Origin of the sequence: Bradyrhizobium sp. CCBAU 53338 (assembly GCF_015291665.1) — a bacterium.
GTDB lineage: Bacteria > Pseudomonadota > Alphaproteobacteria > Rhizobiales > Xanthobacteraceae > Bradyrhizobium.
Map to the genome: position 1 here is coordinate 2,547,559 of NZ_CP030048.1, position 21,497 is coordinate 2,569,055.

The following is a 21,497-nucleotide window of genomic DNA, read 5'->3' on the forward strand; positions in this document are numbered from 1 at the left end:
CTTGTTTTGTGACCGGATTGATTGTCAAGTAAATGCCTCGATCTGTTCGACGGTTGAATTTAGAAAGCAACATTTGTCATGGAAACCTTATCGAAATCTACAGTGCGCAACTCTATGTAAGTGCCGATCCAGCTGCGTCGCCGCTTGCCGCAGTGTCGAAAGAATGCAGCGCCTGACGTTTCAGCGTGCACCTCTCGTGCACTCCCACCGCAAATCCCAATATCGCAAACAGCATCCTATCTTCACCTAGGATGCCATGCGGGACACTTAACATCGCCATATATACCAGTCCGCAAATCGCAAATCTTGCCTCATTACTTCGCCGAAAAAAGGGCCACAGGCCAATCAACGCGATCGCAATGGCAGCGCAGAAGCAGAGGCCGCCAATCCAGCCGAACTCAATGAGAGCTTGCAGATAGCTGTTGTGAACCTCCATGGACACGCAGGAAATTTGATCGAATGCACCGAAGCCGAACCCGAATGCACCTGCCGCAGGCAGGAGCTTGAACGCATCCTGCAAAGCCATCTTTCTCTTAGCGATTGAATCACCAATTTTCACGTTCGTTGTGCAGCTCGGGACTAAAACGCCTCGGGAGGCCATCCGAGGGTGCGCTTCTGGTTGTTCTTGAGGAGGAGGCGTCTCCCCTGTCATTTTCTCGCGAGCCGTTTGCCTCTCGACCATAGCTCTATCTCTAAAATAGGCTGGTACTTGGCCGATGACGATGGCGACCAAAAGCGTACCGATCACAACAGCAAAATACCTTCGTTGTTTCGATTCAGAGATGATCAACGCGAATATTAGTGTCGCAGTGATCGCGATGAAAGTCGCTCGAACGTGAGAGGCAGAGAACACCGCGGCAGGCAAGAATATAAATGCGGACAGTAGCAGCGACTTTTGTCGATCTAGGCCGCTAGCGGTCACTGCAAAAATCATAAGTCCGCAGACCATTAGGAAAAAGTGCGCCGCAGCATCAGTAACGCCAAGGACGACGGGTCTTGCGTATAGACCGTCCCACTGCGTGAACATCGCGTAGGCTGCCAAAACCGTCCCGAGCGCGACAATGGCGCCCGTTATCGACGCAAATGTTTCTCGGGCCCCCGGGTTCTCAAATGAGAGATACCGACAGGCGGGATACGCTCCGAGGGCAATCGCAAGGAGCGCAATCTGTTTAGGGTCGAATGTAATGACGTTGAGGACGAACGATAAAGCGATACTAAGGACGAATCCACCGAACAAATAATCGGTAGCCTGCAGCCTAACGCTCCGGAACGTTAGGCAGAAAAGCAATAATTCGCTCGCAGCCAGGTATCCCCCGGTGACAAGGGGGTTCCCCTGGACGCCAGCCAGACCAAAGATCAAGACTAAAACAGCATTGGCAGAAACAAAAAGCGCCAGTGCTCCGCCGATCAAAATATTTGCGTTCCGCACAGTCCTTCTTGCCCGTACAGCCATTTCCAGAATATCCATTACATCAACCTTTCCGAGCCCCTGGACATTCCGCTTATGGCTAAATACCTCGACGTCCAGCTACAATCAACCAGCCCAAAGAAAGGCGAGGCTGCGTATGATTGATGTCGAAGTAATCGAGCGCTACCTTTCTTGTACCAGCGCAGCAACCCGGCCAAGCAGCCTGCATGGCAGAAATTCGGAATTGTGCATGGATGCTTGGTGGCCCAAAGTAGTGCGGTCCTCTGGACGAGAGATGGTTGGCTGGCTGTCGGCGATATGTTTCTTCATTTCGAGCATTTGGTACGATTTTCTAAAGTTCTATTTCCATCTCGAATTCAACAGGAGCGCCGTTTTCGCAGGTGCACTTGGACTCGCGGTCGTCCGCATAGCGCTAACTCCGGCCGAAACGCTCAAGGAGCTACAGAGCTATCGATGGGTTGGACTGCTGGCCGGTTATTTTGTGATTTCCTCGGCATTGCACGTTGCGCTAGGGCTTCCTCCCGACGCAAAGAATCTATCGATGTATGCGGCGCCGGTTGTTGCTATCTTGTTCCTGTTCAATCGCCGGCCGCTCGTGCACCTACTAGTCGCGACAGTTGTTGTCTCGGCGCTGATAGAGATTCACGAGGCCTACTTCCAAACTTACTGGTATGTCTGGCGCGATGAATTCATCACACATAATGAGGCACTCTACGTCTCCAAAGCAGGCATCTTCAGAGCTAAAGGCCTGTTTGCAGGTCCATTGAACGGATACGGACTAGGGCTGCTGGCTCTGCTTCTCTCCGAATTTTCTATTATGGCTGTAGCGGCGGTGTCACTTTCTGCGGCGCTTGCGGCAACAAAATCCGGCATTGTCGCAAGCTGTGGCGCGATCTTGCTGCGGTCGTTCAATCGCGAGAAGATGATCGTCTCTCTCCTGCTATCTTCAATCCTGGTTGTCGGCTACCTCGGTCTCTCACAGGCCATCATAGCCAGGTTTTGGGTTAAGCATCCGGCGGAAACAGCTCCTCAGGTTGATCACCGGCCGCAGCTTGAGGTTCGGCCGCGAAGCTTGCCCGATTACTTGAGTATCGTCGTGGACCCAAAGGTTAGTTCGACCAGAGACCGAATTATCAGTTGGGAAAAAGGTATCCTAGATTTCTCTCAGTTTTCGGCGTTCCATATCGTCTTCGGCGATCCGAATTTCGCCTACCGAGTGCCTGACTACATGGATCGCGGTGTGGAGAGTTCGATCCTGAAAGAGGTTCAAGATTATGGCTTGATTGGTACTCTCATCGCAACCGTCGCCAAAGTCCTAACCTTTTTCGCCTTGTGGCGCCGTTCCCTAAAGATGGCAATTGGGTTTGCCGCTTACTGCGCCATAGCCGCGGTTTCACCTGTGTATGTCCCGCTGGGGGCGAACGTGTTTTTATGGCTGTTCATGATGGGCGCGATAACACCTGACCTTGCCCCTCGGGCTTAATCCAGTTTGAAGTTCGTTCTGGCCCATGACAAGGACCAGAGCATGAAGCGCAGCCGCTTTACGGAAGAGCAGATCATCGGGATTTTGAAGGAGCATGAGGCCGGCGTGTTGGTCGCCGATCTTTGCCGCAAGCATGGCGTCAGCGACGCCAGCATCTACAAATGGAAGGCCAAGTTCGGTGGGCTGGAAGGTGTCGGAGGCCAAGCGGCTGAAGACGCTGGAGGACGAGAACACGCGGTTGAAACGGTTGCTGGCCGACTCCATGCTGGACAATGCGGCGTTGAAGGACCTCTTGGGAAAGAAATGGTGACGCCCGCGGCCAAGCGGAAAGCTGTTGCGCATCTCGTGGATGCCCACGGGATGAGCGAACGGCGGGCGTGTAAAGCCATCGGCTGCTGCCGCATGACCATGAGATATCGGACGACCCGGGCGGACGATGCCGGCGTTCGCCAGCGCATGCGGGCGATCGCCCTGGAGCGCCGTCGCTTCGGCTATCGGCGCCTGCACGTTCTGCTCAAGCGGGAGGGCTATCTGATCAACCACAAGAAACTGTTTCGGCTGTACCGGGAAGAGAGGCTTACGGTGCGCCGCCGTGGCGGGCGCAAGCGGGCGATCGGGACCCGGGCGCCGATGATGGTGCCGATGGCGCCGAACGAGCGCTGGTCGCTCGACTTCGTGTCGGATCAACTCACCGATGGCCGCCGCTTCCGTATGCTTACCGTCGTTGATGATTGCACCCGCGAGTGCCTGGCGCTGGTAGCCGACACCTCGCTCTCCGGCACCCGCGTAGCGCGGGAGCTGGACCGGCTGGTGATGGAACGCGGCAGGCCGAAGATGGTGGTCAGCGACAACGGCAGCGAGTTCACCAGCAACGCCATCCTGACGTGGGCCGATCAGAGCCGTGTTGCATGGCATTACATCGCGCCGGGCAAGCCCATGCAGAATGCCTTCATCGAGAGCTTCATGTAAAGACGGCCCCGCGGATGCAAGGGGTTTTAGCAGCACTTTGAATACCGGTCGGGTGCGTTCATGTATACGGCCTGTTAGTGCGACCGATACCATGGCCGCTGGCCCTGATGGAGATCGCGGATCGAGGCCTCATCAACGGGTCGCGCTTGTTGCGCTTAAAGCTCTTCGGGCTTGCTCGATCCCCAGCTCCGCCGGTGTCCATCATGCTGTCATTTGCCCTCACACCATCAGGTCGCCATTACACGCGGAAAGTTAGGCCGCGAGCTTTGGCCGATAGAGTTCTCCGGTCGTCATCATCGCCCAGACGATCCGGGCCAACTTGTTGGCAACGGCGATGGCGACGACCATGGGCCGACGCCGTGCAAGCAGGGCTTCGATCCAGCCACCTCCAACCCGGGAGCGTGCCTTTGGGTACCGAACAACGTTACGTGCTCCGATGACAAGCAAGTGCCTGAGATAGGAATCGCCTTGTTTTGTAATCCGGCCAGGCCGATCCTTCCCGCCGGTAGAATTCTGCTTAGGCGTCAGGCCAAGCCAGGCCGCGAACTCCCGCCCGGAGCGGAACATGGTCGCGTCCGGCACGGTTGCGACTAGGGCCGTAGCCGTTATGGGGCCGATGCCGGGAATCGAGGACAGCAACTTCGCCATCGGATTTGCGCTCTGGATCCGAGCCAGCTCACGTTCGATGGCCTCAACCTGTCGGTCCAATTCCCTCAGTTGGTTCACAAGCAAGGCAAGTGCGATGCGGGCGTGAGCCGGCAGCGTCAGATCTTCGTCGTCCAACAAGTCCACCAGACCATCCATTCGTTGCCCGGCCTTGCCCGACAATGATTCCGAACTCAGCAAAGTGAGTCGAATGGCGCAAGCTGTCATGGTGCGTTGGCGGACCAGCAAGCCTCTTGCACGATGAAGCATCAAGAAGCCCTGGTTCTCGGCGCTTTTGATCGGGACAAAGCGCATATTGGGACGGCTAACCGCTTCGCAGATTGCGGCCGCGTCAGCGGCATCATTCTTGGCTCCTCGTCGTAGGTAAGGCTTAACATAGGCTGGTGGGATCAATCTCACATCGTGTCCAAACTGCCGAATCTCCCGCGCCCAGTGATGGGCAGTCGCGCAGGCCTCAATGCCGACTAGGCAAGGGGTGAGTGAGGAGAAAAACGACATGATCTCACTTCGCCGGAGGCGTTAGCGACTGGCCACTTGGCCTTGGCTGTCAACTGCGTGGATGTGAAATACGTGCTTCGAGATGTCCAAACCAATTGTCGCGGCTCTCATTGGTGATTGCTCCTATCAGCGGGTTCGTCCATCGCCAGCATATCGCAGGCGCCGGGGGAGCGGGGCCGTCTTCCCCATCAACGGTCGGCTGCGGGATGAACTGTTGAACGAGACGCTGTTCACCTCGCTGGCCCAGGCCCGCGTCACGCTCCGATGCTGGCGGGCCGATTACAACGAGGCACGACCACACTCGCGGCTCGGATGGAAGACGCCGTCCGAGTTCGCAATTACCTGCCACCCGCGCCGGGATCTGGCGCTGCGCTATGCGAGGGCTCCGCGCCAGCTCCCGTCGCTACCACCGCCCAACCGGGCAAATCCAACAGCCGGAGCGAACTCAGGATTGGATAAAACTTAGGGGCAAGGTCACCTCATCTGCTAGGCCTGCCGGGCTGCGGGCGGCACTGCGGACACTCCATCCTTCAGTCCAGAAGAGCCCGGGCAAGATCGCGACCCATGAACCTCTTGCTGGGGTTATCAGTACAGATTTCCCGTTCACGCTCCTTGTTTGCTCATACTAGCTTCAATGCATTGCAATGATTGGCTGTGGTCGACCCGAACTCGGGCACCGCGTCCTTCAGGATGGTCCTGATGTTGGCGCGATCGTCGCGCGCGATCGCCTGCTCCAGCGCCGCGATCCATTTGCGCAGCGTCTGCATCGGCGGTTCGTTCGGCTGCGCCGCCATGATCCCGGCGACACCGATCTCGCGGGTCGGCTCCTCGGAGGCGAACAGAATCTCGTGCAGGCGTTCGCCCGGCCGCATGCCGGTGAACACAATCTCGATGTCGTAGCCGGGTTGCAGTCCGGACAGGCGGATCATGCGCTCGGCGAGATCGACGATCTTCACCGGCTGGCCCATGTTGAGCACGTAGACCGAGACGTCGGGACGCTGCTTTCCGAGCGCATGCGTGGCCGCGGTGATGACGAGATCGCAGGCCTCGCGGATGGTCATGAAGTAGCGGACCATGTCGGGATGCGTCACGGTCACCGGGCCGCCGGCCTCGATCTGGGCCTTGAACTTCGGCACCACCGATCCGTTCGAGGCCAGCACGTTGCCGAACCGGACCGAGATCAGCCGCATCGGCGGCTTGGCCCCGCGCGCCCCGGCGGCGAGGTCGTGATCCAGCGCCTGGCAGTACATCTCCGCAAAGCGCTTGGTCAGGCCGAGCATGGACACCGGCTCGATCGCCTTGTCGGTCGAAATCATCACCATGGCTTCGGCGCCGGCGGCCACGGCGGCATCCGCAACGTTGATCGAGCCGAAGATGTTGGTCTTGACGCCCTCGCTCCAGTCGCGCTCGAGGATCGGAACGTGCTTGAGCGCGGCGGCGTGGAACACGATGTCCGGCCTGAATTCGGTCATCAGGCGCGCGATGCGCTCGCGGTCGCGAATGTCGGCAATCCGTCCCTCGATCTCGGCGGACGCGCCCCGCGCGGCGAGCGCTTCCGTGATCGCGTAGAGCGCCGGCTCCGAGTTTTCCACGATCAGGAGCCGCGCGGCGCCGAAGGCGACGAGGCGCTCGCAGATCTCGGAACCGATCGAGCCGCCGCCACCGGTGACGATCACCGCCTTGCCGTTGATCAGCGCCTCCAGCCGCGCATAGTCGATCTTTTCGCTGGGCCGCAGCAGCAGGTCCTCGACCGCGACGGCCGTGAGCCGAGGCGTGTCGCCGCTCTCCAGCGAGGGCATGCGGTTGGCGATCATACCCAGCTTGCGCGCCCGCATCAGGATCGATTCCGGATGGGCCTCCGGTTCGAACGCGGACGGCGTCATCACCACGCGGGTGATCGCCTTGCCGCGCTTGGCGAAATCGGCGACGACGTCCTCGATGTCGTCGATGCCGCCCAGCACCAGCACGTTGCGGATGAACTGGCCGCGATCCGCGCTCGACGGCGACAGCACGCCGACCGGCCAGATCCGCTTGATCGATCCGCTCTCGATGCCGCGCAGGAGCACCTCGGCATCAGCGGCGCGGCCGATCAGCAGCGTCGGTGCCGCCTCTCCGTCTCGCGCGTGACGCCGCACCCGCGTATAGCGGAAGTAGCGGTAGGCCATGCGCAGCGCGCTGAGGAAGGAGATCTCGAGGAACCAATAGAGGACGATCGTCACTTTGCCGAGGAAAAAAGCGCCGCGGACGTTGGGGGCGACAAAGATGTAGTCGAGCACGAGCAGTGCGACCGTCAGCACGGTCGCGACGCGGATGATATTCAGCGCATCAGGCAGCGAGATGAAGCGCCATTTCGTCGTGGTCAGGTTGAAGACGAAAAACACGACCACGCTGAAAGCGACGAAGTAGGGCAGGATCTGGAACAGCAGCGGCAGGCGCTCGTAGAAGCCGTCGCCGCCCTCGAATCGAAGATAGAAGGCGACGAACAGCGCTGCCATGGTAGCCAGCAGGTCGTGGAGCGCGATCAGGAAATTGCGCAAGGTGAGATGCGAAAGACGCGTCATTAGTTCGCTCTATCCCAGACTTCATATCTGCCGGTGTAACGGGCCCTGCGGCAAAGGGAATGCCACTGTTAATTTCTAAAGTCCACCTTGGCGTGGCCATTAGATGCGAATGGGGCTTGACGACTATTTCCCCAGGACGTGAATATGCTCGATCATGATCATCATGCGGAAATCCAATCCGCCGGCGAATAATGCCCTGGTACTTCTCCTGCTTGTGGACGGAGTGAGCGCCAGCCAGATAGATCCGGAGGACGACAATTCACGACCGGTTCCCGGCGTCCGTTGACAGTCTTGACTGAGAACGGCACAAGTCCAAAACCGCCACGGACGCAAAGTTCTCGATCCGATTTCAGGTAAAATTGGTAGGAACGCGGCTTCGCATGAGAAGCCATATCGCTTTAATCGCGGGGGTGACCGGCCAGGACGGCGCTTATCTCGCCGAACATCTACTATCGCTCGACTATATCGTGCCGCAAGCACGGGGCCGCTCGCGCCGCTCTGAGGGCCGGGTCCGGAAATCTGCACAGTAAGATAGTGGAGTTTCTGCCTGACGGCGGGCAAAGATTGTCCCGCGAATCAGGAGAGACGATGACGAGACGCGCACGCCGGAACAACACACCGGCCTTCAAGGCGAAAGTGGCGCTTGCCGCGGTCAAGGGCGATCGGACGCTGGCTCAGTTGGCTGAGCAATTCGACGTTCATCCCAATCAGATCACGTCATGGAAGGCCCGGCCTGAAGGCGGAGCCGCCGGTGTGTTCGGTCCGGGGAGCAGCAGCGCAGCGGCGGCGTTGCCCGCTGTCGATGTGAAGTCGTTGCACGCCAAGATCGGAGAGCTGACGCTGGAGAACGATTTTTTAGAGGGGGCGCTCACCAAGGCGGGATTGCTGAGCGCAAAGCGATGATCGACCATGAGCACGATTTGTCGATCACCCGGCAGGCGGAAGCTTTGAAGATCAGCCGCGGCAGCGTCTATTATCTGCCGCGTCCGATGTCGCCCGACGACCTCGCGATCATGCGACGCTCGACCGGCTGCATCTGGAGTTTCCCTTCGCCGGTTCGCGAATGTTGCGAGGCCTGCTAGCTGCCGAGGGTGCAAGATCGGCCGCCGGCATGTGAAGACGCTCATGCGGCGGATGGGGATAGAGGCGCTGTACCGTCGTCCGCGCACACCAAGCCCGAGCCCGGCCACAAGATCTATCCGTACCTGCTGCGAGGCATGAAGATCACGCGCCCGAACCAAGTCTGGGCGATGGACATCACCTACATCCCGATGGCGCGCGGCTTCGTGTATCTCGCCGTCGTGCTGGACTGGGCGACCCGCCGGGTTCTGTCGCGGCGGCTCTCGATCACGATGGAGGCGGCGTTCTGCGTCGAGACATTGGAAGATGCTCTGGCCGTCACGGCAAGCTCGAAATCTTCAACACCGACCAGGGCTCGCACTTCACCGGCGCGGCCTTTAGCGGAGAATGGCGCCGCAACAGAGAGCGGCGCGCCGCATTGGTAAACGCTCAAAATCCTATATTGCGGATTCGGAGGGCTATGGGGGTAGCGGGCGAGTCCAATTGGCGAATGTAGAGGCCTCCTATCGGATTTTCGGAATCCATCGCAAGGCCGTGACAAATGCTGGTCCACAATCGCCGCAAGAAGGCCCCAGGCGGTCCATCTTGGCCCTCCTGCTCAGCTGCTTCCGGCTAAGGGGAGATCAGCGGGGCGTCGTGCGCGCTCACCCCGCTGGTGCCGGAAAGCTTCCCTGCTTCGGCTCGATATATTCGCTGTTCTTTGAGGAGAATTCGCTGATAGCAGTTTGGAATTCCCTGTTATTTTCCATCCCGCCTCTCGCCAGTGGCGCACAAGTCCCGGAAATCTCGGGGTCTTTGCGCAGATCTATGGCTCAATGGGGCTCAGCCTTTGCGAATATTCGCTGTTACCTAAGCCAGGTCGGCTACCGCTCGTCCGCGATCACCTTGCCGTCGTTGGGTAGCGCGCCGGGGCTGACCAGCTCGACATTGCCGCCGAGCTTCGTCACGGCGCGCAAGGTGCCGGCGATCTCTTCGCGCAATGCCTCGCTCGCTTCGGCGCATTCGGCCTTCAGCGTCATCGCGTCAGCTTCGGCTCGGCGCGTGACAACGAGGCGCAGCCGTCCGAGTGCGGGATGGCGCTTGCCGATCTCGGCGATCTGCTCGGGGCGGACGAACATGCCCTTGACCTTGGTGGTCTGGTCGGCGCGGCCCATCCAGCCCTTGATCCGTATGTTGGTGCGGCCGCATTTGCTTTGGCCTGGCAGCGCTGCGGTGAGGTCACCGAGCGCGAGCCGTATCCAGGGATGATGCGGATCGAGCGAGGTCACTACGATCTCGCCGACATCGCCCGGCGCCACCGGATCGCCGGTGCCGGGCCTGACGATCTCCATGATCAGATCCTCGTTCACGACCATGCCGTCGCGCGCGTCGGTCTCGAAGGCGATGAGGCCGAGATCGGCGGTGCCGAAGGCCTGGTAGGCGTCGATGCCGCGGGCCTTGATCTCGGCCTGGAGTGAGGGCGGGAAGGCCGCGCCCGACACAAGCGCGCGCTTGATCGAGGAGATGTCGCGGCCTGCGGTCGCGGCGGCATCGAGCAGGATCTTCAGGAAATCAGGGGTGCCGCTGTAGCCGACCGGACGGTAGGCCTCGATCAGCTCAAACTGCTGCTCGATATTGCCGGGACCGGCCGGGATCACGGCGCAGCCGAGGGCGCGCGCCGAGGCGTCGAAAATGAAGCCGCCGGGGGTCAGGTGGTAGCTGAAGGTGTTGAGCACGACGTCCTCGAAGCGGAACCCGGCTGCGAACAACGCCCGTGCGCCGCGCCAGGGATCGGCCTGCCGCCCTTCCGGCTCGAAGATCGGGCCCGGGGAGGTGAAGAGGCGAGCGAACGACCCCGGTGGGGCCGTCACGAAGCCGCCGAAGGGCGCTGAGGCCTTGTGCAGGGCCGGCAGTTCCGACTTGCGCAGCACCGGCAGGCCCGCCAGCGCCGCCCTGGAGGTCACTGAGGCCGGATCGATGCCCTTGAGACGCTCGGCGTAGGCCGGCGCGGCCATGGCGCTGCGCAGCACGTCCGGCAGGCGGGTGAACAGCTCGGCCTCGCGCGCCGCAGGCTCACGCGTCTCGCGGGCGTCGTAGTGGGCGGTCATGGCAGGTCTTTCCGGGTTGGCATCCGTTGCACGCCACCGCCCGCATGGGTATCAGACGGCCATTGGCGGGGCGCGGAGAGAACACGATGGCGGACGAGAGCATCATTCCGGCGGACGAGACGGCTGGCGTCGTTGCGCGCCTGAAGCGCCGGATGATCGAGGATGCGATCCCGCTGTGGTCCACCGTCGGCTGGGACGGCGCCTCGGGCGGGTTCATCGATCGGCTGCACCGCGACGGCACGGCGGATAGGGCCGCGCCCCGGCGGGTGTTCGTGCAGGCCCGCCAGATCTATTGCTATGCCAAGGCCGCGCAGATGGGCTGGTACCCCGAGGGACGCGCCATCGCGCTGAGGGGGCTCGAGTACCTCCTGGCAAAGGCAAAGGCGCCGGACGGCAAGCCCGGCTATGTGCACCGGCTGACGCCCGACGGCGAGGTGCTCGATGCGCGGCGCGACGCCTACGACCACGCCTTCATCCTGTTTGCGCTCGCGACGGTCTATGCGCTCGACCAGGATGCGCAGATCCGCGCCGAGATCGACGCGCTGCTCGCCTTCCTCGACGGCCATCTGCGCTCGCCGCACGGCGGCGTCCACGAAAGCCTGCCGGTGTCGCTGCCGCGCCGGCAGAACCCGCACATGCATCTGTTCGAGGCGATGATCGCGTGTTTCGACGCGACCCACGATCTGTCGTTCCAGAACCGCGCCGGCGAGTTCTTCGCGCTGTTCCTCGCCAATCTCTACGACAAGCGGAAGTGCGCGCTCGGCGAATATTTTGAGGAGGACTGGTCGAAGATCGAGCCTGTCAGCGTCGAGGCCGGGCATCAGGCGGAGTGGGTCTGGCTGTTGAAAGGGTTCGAACGCATCACGGGCTGTCCGACCGGACAGCGGCGTGCCGAACTGCTGGTGACGGCGCTGCGCTATCGCGACGCGGCCACGGGGTGCCTCGTCGACGAGGGCGATGCCGTCGGCAACATCCGCCGCAGCACACGCCGGCTGTGGCCGCAGACCGAGATGGCGAAGGCGTGGATCGCGCAGGCCGAATCCGGCGAGGCGGGCGCTGCGGACGAAGCGCGCGCGGCGCTGCTGCGGCTCGAACGGCATTATCTCAGCCATCCCGTGAAGGGCGGCTGGTACGACCAGTTCGATCGCGACGGCAAATCGCTGATCGACACCATTCCTGCGTCGTCGTTTTATCATGTTCTCTGCGCAGTGACGGAAGCGGAGCAGGTTTTGGATTAAAGCCAGCGCTTGCGCCGCTTGAAGCTCTTGAGGTTCTTGAAGCTCTTGCGCTGGTCGCCGGCGCCGCCGAGATAGAACTCCTTGACGTCCTCGTTGTCGCGCAGCTCGTCCGCGGTGCCGTCGAGCACGACCTTGCCCTGCTCCATGATGTAGCCGTGGCTTGCCACCGACAGCGCGGCGCGCGCGTTCTGCTCCACCAGCAGGATGGTGACGCCGAGGTCACGGTTGATCTTCTGGATGATCGAGAACACCTCTTTCGCCAGCAGCGGCGACAGGCCCATCGACGGCTCGTCCATCAGGATCATCTTCGGGCGCGCCATCAACGCGCGGCCGATCGCCAGCATCTGCTGCTCGCCGCCGGAGAGATAGCCGGCAAGTCCGGTGCGCTCCTTCAGGCGCGGAAAATAATTGAAGACCATGTCGAGATCGGCGTCGACCCCGCGGTCTTTGCGAGTGAAGGCACCGAGCCTGAGGTTTTCCAGCGACGTCATGTCGGCGACGATGCGCCGGCCCTCCATCACCTGGAAGATGCCGCGGCGGACGATCTTGTCCGGATCGATGCCGGCGATCGGCTCGCCCTCGAACAGGATCTCGCCGCGCGTGACCTCGCCGTCCTCGGTCTTCAGCAGCCCCGAGATCGCCTTCAGGGTCGTCGACTTGCCGGCGCCGTTGGCGCCGAGCAGCGCCACGATCGCGCCCTTGGGCACGTCGAGGCTGAGGCCGCGCAGTACCAGGATGACGTCGTCATAGACGACCTCGATGTTGCGCACCGCTAGGAGGGGAGGCGCAGGTACGACATTGGGCGAGGTGCGAGATGCTTCGAGGATTTCGGTCATGTTTCGTAACACTCCGCTGTCGTCGCCCGGCTTGACCGGCGACCCGGTATTCCAGAGGCGCCTGAGATTCAGGGAGAAGCCGCGGCGTACCGGATCCCCCGCTATCGCGGGGGATGACAATTGCACGCGGTGAAATGGCGAGGCTCACCAGCCAAACCATTCCGGCTTGCGCGGCAGCTCGACCGACTTGACCTTCTCGAGCTTGATCGTGCCCTTGCTCATGAGGTCGTTGATGTCGCCGTCGGTCGCGCCCGACACCTTCGAGCGATAGAGGTCGACCTTCATGGTCCCGCGATGGTCCTTCTCGGTCCAGGTCGAGGGATTGCAGACGCCTTCCATGCCTGCCGGCACCCAGTCCTTCTTCTGGTAGAAGCCCTTGGCGACGTTCTCGCCGGTGGCGCCGCCGTTCTTGGCGGCCCAGTCGAGCGCCTCCTTCATGTAGAGTGCCGAGCAGACAGCTGCGATGTAATGCACGGGGCGATAGACCTTGCCTGAAGGGTCCGACATCTTGGAGATTTCGACGATGATCTTCATGCCGGGCGCATCGCCGCCCCAAGCGACGGCCGTGCGGAGCGGGAACACCACGCCGTCGGCGGCGTCGCCGGCAGCCTTGGCGCCGTTCTCATCCATGCCCCAGACGTTGCCGAGGAACTGAACGTCCACGTTCGCCGCCTTGCAGGCCTTCAGGACCGACACGTTGGATTGGGGCGTGTTGCCGAGATAGGCGTAGTTCGCACCCGAGCTCTTCAGGCTCAGGCACTGGCTGCTGTAGTCGCCAGGGCTCAGCGCGAAGACCAGCGGCGGCAGCACTTCGAAGCCGAGCTCGGTGGCGAGCGCCTCGCCGGCAGCCTTCGGCGCATTGGGATAGGGATGGTTGGCACCCATGTGGACGTATTTCGGCTTGCCCGGCTTGCCCTTGGCCTTCCAGTCCTCGGCCGCCCACATCAGCATCGCGCGCAGCGCGTCGGAATAAGTGGGACCGTAGAAGAAATTGTAGGGCGCGGGCTTGGCCTTGCCGCTGGTGCCTTCAGGGTCGGACAGCGCGGCCGCATAGGAGCCGGACATGTCCGGGATTTTGTCCTGGGCGAGGAACCCGGTCAGCGCTTCGGTGTCCGCCGTGCCCCAGCCCATAATGGCGGCGACCTTGTTGTCCGGTGCGGACCATTTCTTGTAGAGCGCGATCGCGCGCGGCACCTGGTAGCCGTAATCGTTGGTGTCGACGTTGAGCTGCTTGCCGCCGACGCCGCCGTTCTTGTTGACCCAGGCGAAGGTGTCGGCGACGGCCTGGCCGAACGGCGTGCCGACGTCGGCGGTGCCGCCCGAGCGGTCCTCGAGATGGCCGATCGCGATCTGTGCCTGCGCACTGGCCGAAAATGCGGCGATCGCGAGCGCAAGGGAAGCAGTGCTCAAAAGGGCTTTTGTCTTCATGGGTCGTCTCCTCCTGTTATTGGTTTGTTGAACTGGCCGCGCTCAATACGAGAACGGGTAGAGTTTCCAATAGGCCTTGATCTGCCGCCACCGATGCGCGAGGCCATCAGGCTCGAACATCAGGAACACGATGATGATGAGTCCGATCGCGATCTCGCGCAGGAAGGTGAGGTTGTTGTTGAGCGACAGCGCCTGGTCGATCGCGCCACCCTTGAGATGCAGGCTGATCCACTCCATCGATTCCGGCAGCAGCACCACGAACGCGGTGCCCATCAGCGTGCCCATGAGCGAGCCGGTACCGCCGATGATGATCATGGCGAGGAACAGGATCGAGCGCTCGATGCCGAAACCTTCCTGCGACACGACGTTCTGGTAGTGCGCATAGAGCGCGCCGGCGATGCCGGCGAAGAAGGCGGCCAGCCCGAACGACAGCGTACGGTACTTGGTGAGGTTGATGCCCATGATTTCCGCGGAGAGATAATGGTCGCGGATTGCCACCAGCGCACGGCCGTCGCGCGTGCGCATCAGGTTGGTGACGAGGATGTAGCTTGCCAGCACATAGGCCAGCACGACGTAGAAATATTGCTTATCGCCGCGCAGCGCGTAGCCGAAGATCGAGAACGGCTCGGCGCTCGCCGGCACCGATCCGCCTGAGAACCATTCGGCGCGGGAGAAGAAGTCGAGCAGGATATATTGTGCGGCCAGCGTCGCGATGACGAGGTAGAGCCCCTTCAGCCGCGCCGCCGGGATGCCGAAGACCAGACCGACCAGCGCGGTGACGACACCGGCGAGCGGAATTGCGAAGAACACCGGGATCGGCGCGTTGTTGGAGATGTAGGCGGAGGAGAAGGCGCCGAGCAGGAAGAAGGCGGCGTGGCCGATCGAGATCTGGCCGGTGAAGCCGACCAGGATGTTCAACCCTAGCGCCGCGATCGAGAAGATGCCGATCTGGATCAGGATGCTGAGCCAGTAGCCACTGATGAATTGCGGCACGAGGCAGAGCAGCAGCACGCCTGCAATCGCAAAATTGCGGCTGGTCGCGGTCGGGAAGATCGTGGTGTCGGCCGCGTAAGAGGTGTGGAAATCACCAGCGGGGATGAGGGAAGGGCCGGCCATGGATCATATCCGCTCGATGTCGTGGGTGCCGAACAGGCCATAAGGCTTGATCATCAGCACGATGATGAGGATGTAGAACGGCGCGATCTCGTAGAGATTGCCCCAGTGCAGATACTGGCTGTCGACATATTGCGCGATGTTCTCGAGCAGGCCGATGATGATGCCGCCGAGCACGGCGCCGCCGACGGAATCGAGCCCGCCGAGGATCGCGGCCGGAAACACCTTGATGCCGTAGGCGGCAAGGCCCGAGGAGACGCCATTCACCACGGCGACCACGACGCCCGCGACCGCAGAGACGGTCGCGGAGATCGCCCAGGCCATCGCAAACACGCTCTTGACGGAAATACCGAGCGATTGTGCCACCTGCTGGTTGAACGCGGTGGCGCGCATCGCAAGGCCGTACTTCGAGGCGCGGAAGAACCAGGCCATGCCGATCATCATCGCGAGCGAGACCACGAGGCTCATGAGATAGACCGTCTGGATCTGGAGCCCTAACAGGGCGACCGACTGGCTCTCGAACACGCGCGGGAACGGCTGCGGGTTGACGCCAAACATCCATTTCAGCGTCGCCTGGAGCACGGTGGACAGGCCGATCGTCACCATGATGACGGAGATGATGGGCTCGCCGATCATGGGCCTCAGGATAAGTACCTGGATCGCGATGCCGAACACGAACATGAAGACCAGCGTCATCGGCATGCCGATCCAGAACGGCACCTGGTATTTGGCGAGCAGCGCCCAGCACACCCAGGCGCCGACCAGCAGCAATTCACCTTGCGCGAAATTGACGACCTGCGTCGCCTTGTAGATCAGCACGAACGACATCGCGACCACGCCATAGAGCGTGCCGACCACGAGGCCGTTGACCAGAAGCTGGATGAGGAAGGCGGTGTTCATGTGATGCTTTCCTTCGCCTCTCCCAGCTTGCGCAGGGAGGGGTGGATCAATTGCGGCGCGCTCTGCATTGGAAGTGAGTTCACTCCGCGGCCTCCGCCATGGGGCCACGTCCGCCGAGGTCCACGACCCGCAGCGTGGTGCGCACACGTTGCGTGGTGCCGTCCTGGAAGCGGATCACGGTGTCGACGGGGATGTCGGCATCGCCGCGGTAGATCGCGTCGATGATGCCTTCGTATTTCTCGTTGATGACGCCGCGGCGCACCTTCCTCGTCCGGGTGAGTTCGCCGTCGTCGGCGTCGAGCTCCTTGTAGAGCAGCAGGAATCGCGAGATGCGCTGCGCCGGCGGCAGCGTGGCGTTGACGGTCTCGATTTCCTTCCGGAGCAGCTTATAGACCTCGGGCCGCGAGGCGAGGTCGCTGTAGGTCGTGAAGGAGAGGCGGTTCTTCTCCGCCCATTTCGAGATGATGGAGTAGCGGATGCAGATCATCGCCGCGAGCGCATCGCGGCCGGCGCCGAGGACCACGGCCTCGGCGATATAGGGTGAGAATTTCAGCTTGTTCTCGATGAATTGCGGCGAGAAGCGCTCGCCGCGCGAGGTCTCGGCGAGATCCTTGATGCGGTCGATGACGACGAGCTGCTTATTATCGTTGAAATAGCCGGCATCGCCCGACAGCATCCAGCCGTCCCGGATGTCGGCGACGCTCGCCTCCGGGTTCTTGTAATAGCCGAGGAACATGTTGGGATGCCGCACCACGATCTCGCCGACACCGTGGACGTCGGCATTGTCGATGCGGATCTCGACATTGTCGGCCATCGGCACGCCGGTGGTGTCAGGATCGACCTTGCCCTCGGGATGCAGCGTGTAGGCCCCGAGCAGTTCGGTCTGGCCGTAGAGCGTGCGTAGCGGCACCCCCATCGCCTGGAAGAACTTGAAGGTATCGGGTCCGAGCGCCGCGCCGCCGGTCGCGGCCGAGCGCAGGCGCGTGAAGCCGAGCCGGTCACGCAGCGCGCGGAATAGGATCGCATCGGCAAAACCGGAGCGCTTGCCCTGTTCGAGCGCGGCGAGGCCCGACTTCATACCGATGTCGAACAGACGCTGCTTGAAGGGTGTCGCGTCCATCACCTTGGCGCGGACGTCGGCGGCGATGGATTCCCAGACGCGTGGGGCAAAGAGCACGAATGTCGGCGCGATCTCGCGCAGATCGTTCATCATGGTGTCGGGCTCTTCGACGAAGTTGATCTTCATCCGGCAGAGCAGGCCTTTGCCGAGAACATAGACCTGCTCCATGATCCAGGGCAGCGGCAGCACCGAGACGTATTCGTCGTCGGGTCCTTTGGGGTCGAAGGCGAGATAGGTGGCGCAATGGCCGAGCACGCGGCCGGCGGCAAGCATTGCGAGTTTCGGATGCGATGTGGTGCCCGAGGTGGTGCAGAGGATGGCGACGTCCTCGCCGTTGGTGGCATCGACGAGCTTGTCGTAAAGCTCCGGCTCGCGCGCGGCGCGGGCGCGGCCAAGCTCGGCGAATTTCTCGGCCGACATCAGCCGCGGGTCGTCATATTTCCGCATGCCGCGCGGGTCGGAATAGATGACGTGCCTGAGTTCCGGCACGCGCCCGGCCAGTGCCAGCAGCTTGTCGACCTGCTCCTCGTCCTCGGCGAAGACGATCTGCGCTTCACCGTAGTTGAGGAGATAGGATGCCTCTTCGTCCAGCACGTCGCGATAGAGCCCGAGGCTCAATCCGCCGATCGCATGGGTGGCCACTTCCGCGGCAACCCAGTCCGGCCGGTTGTCGCCGATGATGCCGATGACGTCGCCGCGGCCGAGGCCGAGCTCGATCAGGCCGAGCGCGAAGTCGCGCACGCGGGCCTGGTAGTCGTTCCAGGTGAAGGGGCGCCAGAGGCCGAGATCCTTTTCGCGCAGCGCGATCTCGTTGCCGTGCTCCTTCGCGTTGAGCCGGAGCATCTTCGGATAGGTGTCGGCCTGGGCGACGCGGGCTGCGTAATCCATCATGCCGCGCTCTCTTGTGCAGGCGGGGCATCGTCAGGATCGACCAGCGCCTCGTCCTCCTCGCCGAGATAGGCGCGCTTAACGTGAGGATCGGCGAGTACGGCGGCCGGGTCGCCCTCGGCGATCTTGCGGCCGAAATCCAGCACCATGACGCGGTGAGAAATGTCCATCACCACGCCCATGTCGTGCTCGATCATCACCACCGTCATGCCGAACTCCTCGTTGAGGTCGACGATGTAGCGGGCCATGTCCTCCTTTTCCTCGAAGTTCATGCCGGCCATCGGCTCGTCGAGGAGGATGAGGCGCGGCTCCAGCGCCATGGCGCGAGCGAGCTCGACGCGCTTGCGCAGGCCGTAGGAGAGGGTGCCGGCGGTCGCCTTGCGCACCGACTGGAGGTCGAGGAAGTCGATGATTTCTTCGACCTTGCGGCGGTGATCGAGCTCTTCCCTGCGCGCGCCGGTGAGCCAGTACAGCGATCCCGTGAGGAAGTTGTTTTTCAGCAGGTGATGGCGGCCGACCATGATGTTGTCGAGCACGCTCATGTGGTGGAACAGCGCGAGATTCTGGAAGGTGCGGCCGATGCCGAGCTTGGGGCGCGCATTCGGCGTCAGGCCGGTGATGTCGCGGCCCTGGTAGAACAGCTGGCCTTCGGTCGGCTTGTAGCGGCCGGAAATACAGTTCACGATCGAGGTCTTGCCCGCGCCGTTGGGACCGATGATCGAGAACAGCTCGCCCTCGCTGATGGCGAAGCTGACGTCGGTCAGTGCGCGAACGCCGCCGAATCGCAAGGACACGCCCCGCACTTCGAGACTGGTAGCCACCAAACAAATCCCTCCCGGTGATGGCGCGTTCAGCGGCGCTCTTCGTCGGTTCCTCGTGGACGATCCTAGTACGGCCATGCCGGTGAGGCCATGCAGCACATGGTCCCGACCGGAGCCGCGTCGCTTTCGCCCCGTTTGGGATCAAAAGCCGCATCGCCCGAGGTGGTTCTCAATAGGGGAAAGCGCTATCTTGAAATGTCTCCGGCCTGACAATTCTGCGACAAAGTTTTTAGGGCGGCAGCGGCTTCCATCTTTCGTCGGATGGTGGTCGGAACGATTGTGCTGCAGTGCAGCAGAAGGATGGAGTGACGAAACGGTGCGGCTGGCTTCTCGATCATGATCTCAGAGGATCAATTGAAGCGCGTTGCCGCCTGGTCGCGCGAGCTCACGCCAGCCGAGATCGAGGTCGCCCGTGCCGGGATCACGGAGCGGTCCTACGACACCGGCGAGACCGTGTTCATGCGCGGTGACAAATTCGACTATTGGGCCGGCATGGTGAGCGGCCTTGCCCGCATGGGAGGGGTGTCGCGCGACGGCAAGGAGACCAGCCTTGCGGGGCTGACGGCAGGCGCCTGGTTCGGCGAAGGAAGCGTGCTCAAGAACGAGCTGCGTCGCTACGACGTGGTCGCGCTGCGTGACAGCCGCGTCGCGCTGATGGAGCGCTCGGCCTTCATGTGGCTGTTCGAGAACAGCGTCGGCTTCAACCGCTTCCTGGTGCGCCAGCTCAACGAGCGGCTCGGCCAGTTCATCGGCATGCTCGAAGTCAACCGCACGCTCGATGCGACGTCTCGGCTTGCCCGCAGCATTGCCTCGCTGTTCAATCCGATCCTCTATCCGGAATCGACCGCGCATCTGGAGATTACCCAGGAGGAGATCGGTGCGCTTTCCGGCATGTCGCGCCAGAACGCCAACCGCGCGTTGAACCAACTGGAGAAGGAGGGGCTGCTGCGGCTGGAGTACGGCGGCGTCACCATCCTCAACGTCGAGCGGCTGCGCGGATACGGGGATTAGCGCGCATTGGCGGGTGCGTGCACCGGCCAGAGGTCGGCGCGCCAGCGGATGGCGATGCCCAGCATCGCGACGAAACCCGCGGCGGCATAAAGCGACCCCGTTGCTGAATAGCCGATGACGTCGATCAGGCTGCCGGCCGCGAGCAATCCGATCGGCAGACCGTAGATCACCATCATGCGTACCCCCATCACGCGGCCGCGCAGGTGCGCGCTCGCCGTTCGCATCAGGATCACGGCAGCCGAGATCATCGACATGCTCTGGGCGATGCCGGCCAGCACGAGGCAAGCCATGGCGATCGGCATGGTCCTGATTTCGACGAACACCAGCAGCAGCGTGTACCAGGCCAGCGTGGCGCCGATCAGGAGCCGGGCAATGCGCAGGCCGCCGACCAGGCTGAGCGTGACGGAGCCGATCAGCGAGCCCAGGGCGAAGCTCGCCGAGAGGTAGCCGAGGCCGGTCTGGTCGGTATGAAAGATGTCGCGCGCGATGTAGGGCAGCAACCCATTCGTCAGCGGAAACGCGGTGAGATTGGCAAGGAATGCGACGCAGAGCGCGGCCAGCATGGCCGGCCCGTTCCAGGAATATACGATGCCTTCCTTGAGATCGCGCAGCAGCCGCGAGCCCGAATGGCTTTCCACCAAGCGATGTTCCGCGGACTTCTCCGGTCGGGTCAGGCACAGCATCAGAATCGCGGCCACAAAATAGAGGCAGGCGATCACTGAATAGACTTTGCCGATGCCGAAGGTCGCGAACAGTCCGGCTCCCGTCAGCGCTCCGGCGATGCGCGCGCTGTCCTGGGTGGTGCGCGACAGGCTGATCGCTCCGACCAGCAGCTCGGCGGGCATGATGTCGGCGAGAAGCGCGCTGCGAAGGCCGAGATCCGAGGAGCGGATCAGGCCCATGATCGTCACGATGATCATCACCTTGAGCGGCGCCAGATGACCGGTCAGCGCCAGCACCATGATGGTCGAGGCGAGGACCGTATAGGTGAGACGCAGCACGACAAGAAGATCGCGGTGACCCATCCGGTCCCCGATCATCCCGAGCACCGGAGCGATCAGCGTTCCGACATATTGCAGCGAGGCGAGAATGGTGAGCAGCAGCACCGAGCCTGTCTCTACCAGGATGTACCAGCCGAGCACCAGCGTCTCGATCTCAAACGCCCAGGAGGTGAGCAGGTCCGACGGCCACTGAAAGCGATAGTTGCGGATGCGGAACGGCGCGAGCGCGGGAGGTCTTTTTGGTGTGCTCAAGATGCGTTGACGGGTTTCACGGCGATTCCCGGCCCTTATTATTGTTCTTCTGCTCGGCAAGGTAGCCCCGGTGATGCGTCTGTCAATTGGTTCTACCGCATGTCCGCCCCCGACGT

The 21,497-nt window shown here is 62.1% G+C and carries 15 protein-coding genes and 2 pseudogenes; 6 read left to right on the forward strand and 11 right to left on the reverse strand.

The window, feature by feature from the left end; translation table 11 throughout:
- Positions 1 to 112 precede the first annotated feature (112 nt).
- Positions 113 to 1,468: an O-antigen ligase family protein gene (locus tag XH90_RS12015; RefSeq protein WP_194481670.1), complete on the reverse strand. Its 1,356-nt coding sequence runs from the start codon at positions 1,466 to 1,468 to the stop codon at positions 113 to 115.
- Positions 1,469 to 1,565: 97 nt separating this feature from the next.
- Here XH90_RS12015 and XH90_RS12020 point away from each other — a divergent pair, with 97 nt between their 5' ends.
- Entirely contained in the window at positions 1,566 to 2,912 is a 1,347-nt protein-coding gene (locus tag XH90_RS12020; RefSeq protein ID WP_194481672.1) for a hypothetical protein, read from the forward strand.
- A 42-nt stretch (positions 2,913 to 2,954) separates the two neighbouring features.
- Positions 2,955 to 3,881 carry an IS3 family transposase gene (locus XH90_RS12025; protein ID WP_246755780.1) on the forward strand — a complete coding sequence of 309 codons (927 nt, stop codon included), beginning with the start codon at positions 2,955 to 2,957 and terminating at the stop codon, positions 3,879 to 3,881.
- A 252-nt stretch (positions 3,882 to 4,133) separates the two neighbouring features.
- On the opposite strand, the gene XH90_RS12030 is transcribed toward XH90_RS12025, so the two are convergent.
- Positions 4,134 to 5,048 (reverse strand): IS110 family transposase, encoded by a 915-nt coding sequence (locus XH90_RS12030; RefSeq protein ID WP_305853190.1) that lies wholly within the window; start codon positions 5,046 to 5,048, stop codon positions 4,134 to 4,136.
- Between the two features lie 187 nt (positions 5,049 to 5,235).
- Between XH90_RS12030 and XH90_RS12035 the strand changes: the two are divergent.
- Positions 5,236 to 5,504: pseudogene (locus XH90_RS12035) on the forward strand (transposase); the annotation flags it as partial.
- Positions 5,505 to 5,665: 161 nt separating this feature from the next.
- Here the strand turns inward: XH90_RS12035 and XH90_RS12040 are convergent.
- Positions 5,666 to 7,606, reverse strand: coding sequence for an SDR family NAD(P)-dependent oxidoreductase (locus XH90_RS12040; protein ID WP_194481673.1), 1,941 nt, complete (start codon positions 7,604 to 7,606; stop codon positions 5,666 to 5,668).
- 588 nt (positions 7,607 to 8,194) lie between these two features.
- Here XH90_RS12040 and XH90_RS12045 point away from each other — a divergent pair.
- Positions 8,195 to 9,071: pseudogene (locus XH90_RS12045) on the forward strand (IS3 family transposase); the annotation flags it as partial.
- A 478-nt stretch (positions 9,072 to 9,549) separates the two neighbouring features.
- Here the strand turns inward: XH90_RS12045 and XH90_RS12050 are convergent.
- Positions 9,550 to 10,773 carry a phenylacetate--CoA ligase family protein gene (locus XH90_RS12050; RefSeq protein ID WP_194481675.1) on the reverse strand — a complete coding sequence of 408 codons (1,224 nt, stop codon included), beginning with the start codon at positions 10,771 to 10,773 and terminating at the stop codon, positions 9,550 to 9,552.
- An 86-nt stretch (positions 10,774 to 10,859) separates the two neighbouring features.
- Here XH90_RS12050 and XH90_RS12055 point away from each other — a divergent pair, with 86 nt between their 5' ends.
- Positions 10,860 to 12,011: an AGE family epimerase/isomerase gene (locus XH90_RS12055; RefSeq protein ID WP_194481677.1), complete on the forward strand. Its 1,152-nt coding sequence runs from the start codon at positions 10,860 to 10,862 to the stop codon at positions 12,009 to 12,011.
- Here the strand turns inward: XH90_RS12055 and XH90_RS12060 are convergent.
- The 6 genes from XH90_RS12060 to XH90_RS12085 form a co-directional block, all read right to left on the reverse strand.
- Positions 12,008 to 12,847: an ABC transporter ATP-binding protein gene (locus XH90_RS12060; protein ID WP_194481679.1), complete on the reverse strand. Its 840-nt coding sequence runs from the start codon at positions 12,845 to 12,847 to the stop codon at positions 12,008 to 12,010. The two genes, XH90_RS12055 and XH90_RS12060, sit on opposite strands and share 4 nt — an antisense overlap.
- A gap of 144 nt (positions 12,848 to 12,991) precedes the next feature.
- On the reverse strand, positions 12,992 to 14,275 hold the full coding sequence (locus XH90_RS12065; protein WP_194481681.1) for an ABC transporter substrate-binding protein: 1,284 nt from the start codon (positions 14,273 to 14,275) through the stop codon (positions 12,992 to 12,994).
- A 42-nt stretch (positions 14,276 to 14,317) separates the two neighbouring features.
- Positions 14,318 to 15,391, reverse strand: a complete 1,074-nt coding sequence (locus tag XH90_RS12070; RefSeq protein WP_194481683.1) for a branched-chain amino acid ABC transporter permease — start codon at positions 15,389 to 15,391, stop codon at positions 14,318 to 14,320.
- A gap of 3 nt (positions 15,392 to 15,394) precedes the next feature.
- Positions 15,395 to 16,288, reverse strand: a complete 894-nt coding sequence (locus XH90_RS12075) for a branched-chain amino acid ABC transporter permease (protein WP_194481684.1) — start codon at positions 16,286 to 16,288, stop codon at positions 15,395 to 15,397.
- A gap of 79 nt (positions 16,289 to 16,367) precedes the next feature.
- On the reverse strand, positions 16,368 to 18,299 hold the full coding sequence (locus tag XH90_RS12080; RefSeq protein ID WP_194481685.1) for a long-chain fatty acid--CoA ligase: 1,932 nt from the start codon (positions 18,297 to 18,299) through the stop codon (positions 16,368 to 16,370).
- Positions 18,296 to 19,117, reverse strand: coding sequence for an ABC transporter ATP-binding protein (locus XH90_RS12085; RefSeq protein ID WP_194481686.1), 822 nt, complete (start codon positions 19,115 to 19,117; stop codon positions 18,296 to 18,298). Before XH90_RS12085 ends, XH90_RS12080 begins: the two co-directional genes overlap by 4 nt.
- Positions 19,118 to 19,453: 336 nt before the next feature.
- On the opposite strand from XH90_RS12085, the gene XH90_RS12090 reads away from it, so the two are divergent.
- Positions 19,454 to 20,128, forward strand: a complete 675-nt coding sequence (locus XH90_RS12090; protein ID WP_194481687.1) for a Crp/Fnr family transcriptional regulator — start codon at positions 19,454 to 19,456, stop codon at positions 20,126 to 20,128.
- Here the strand turns inward: XH90_RS12090 and XH90_RS12095 are convergent.
- Positions 20,125 to 21,381: an MFS transporter gene (locus XH90_RS12095; protein WP_194481688.1), complete on the reverse strand. Its 1,257-nt coding sequence runs from the start codon at positions 21,379 to 21,381 to the stop codon at positions 20,125 to 20,127. The two genes, XH90_RS12090 and XH90_RS12095, sit on opposite strands and share 4 nt — an antisense overlap.
- Between the last annotated feature and the right edge of the window lie 116 nt (positions 21,382 to 21,497).

Bases quoted from the DNA above. Each gene is read 5' to 3' on its own strand.
- XH90_RS12015 (WP_194481670.1), bottom strand. From the start codon at position 1,468: ATGGATATTCTGGAAATGGCTGTACGGGCAAGAAGGACTGTGCGGAAC.
- XH90_RS12020 (WP_194481672.1), top strand. From the start codon at position 1,566: ATGATTGATGTCGAAGTAATCGAGCGCTACCTTTCTTGTACCAGCGCA.
- XH90_RS12025 (WP_246755780.1), top strand. From the start codon at position 2,955: ATGAAGCGCAGCCGCTTTACGGAAGAGCAGATCATCGGGATTTTGAAG.
- XH90_RS12040 (WP_194481673.1), bottom strand. From the start codon at position 7,606: ATGACGCGTCTTTCGCATCTCACCTTGCGCAATTTCCTGATCGCGCTC.
- XH90_RS12050 (WP_194481675.1), bottom strand. From the start codon at position 10,773: ATGACCGCCCACTACGACGCCCGCGAGACGCGTGAGCCTGCGGCGCGC.
- XH90_RS12055 (WP_194481677.1), top strand. From the start codon at position 10,860: ATGGCGGACGAGAGCATCATTCCGGCGGACGAGACGGCTGGCGTCGTT.
- XH90_RS12060 (WP_194481679.1), bottom strand. From the start codon at position 12,847: ATGACCGAAATCCTCGAAGCATCTCGCACCTCGCCCAATGTCGTACCT.
- XH90_RS12065 (WP_194481681.1), bottom strand. From the start codon at position 14,275: ATGAAGACAAAAGCCCTTTTGAGCACTGCTTCCCTTGCGCTCGCGATC.
- XH90_RS12070 (WP_194481683.1), bottom strand. From the start codon at position 15,391: ATGGCCGGCCCTTCCCTCATCCCCGCTGGTGATTTCCACACCTCTTAC.
- XH90_RS12075 (WP_194481684.1), bottom strand. From the start codon at position 16,288: ATGAACACCGCCTTCCTCATCCAGCTTCTGGTCAACGGCCTCGTGGTC.
- XH90_RS12080 (WP_194481685.1), bottom strand. From the start codon at position 18,299: ATGATGGATTACGCAGCCCGCGTCGCCCAGGCCGACACCTATCCGAAG.
- XH90_RS12090 (WP_194481687.1), top strand. From the start codon at position 19,454: ATGATCTCAGAGGATCAATTGAAGCGCGTTGCCGCCTGGTCGCGCGAG.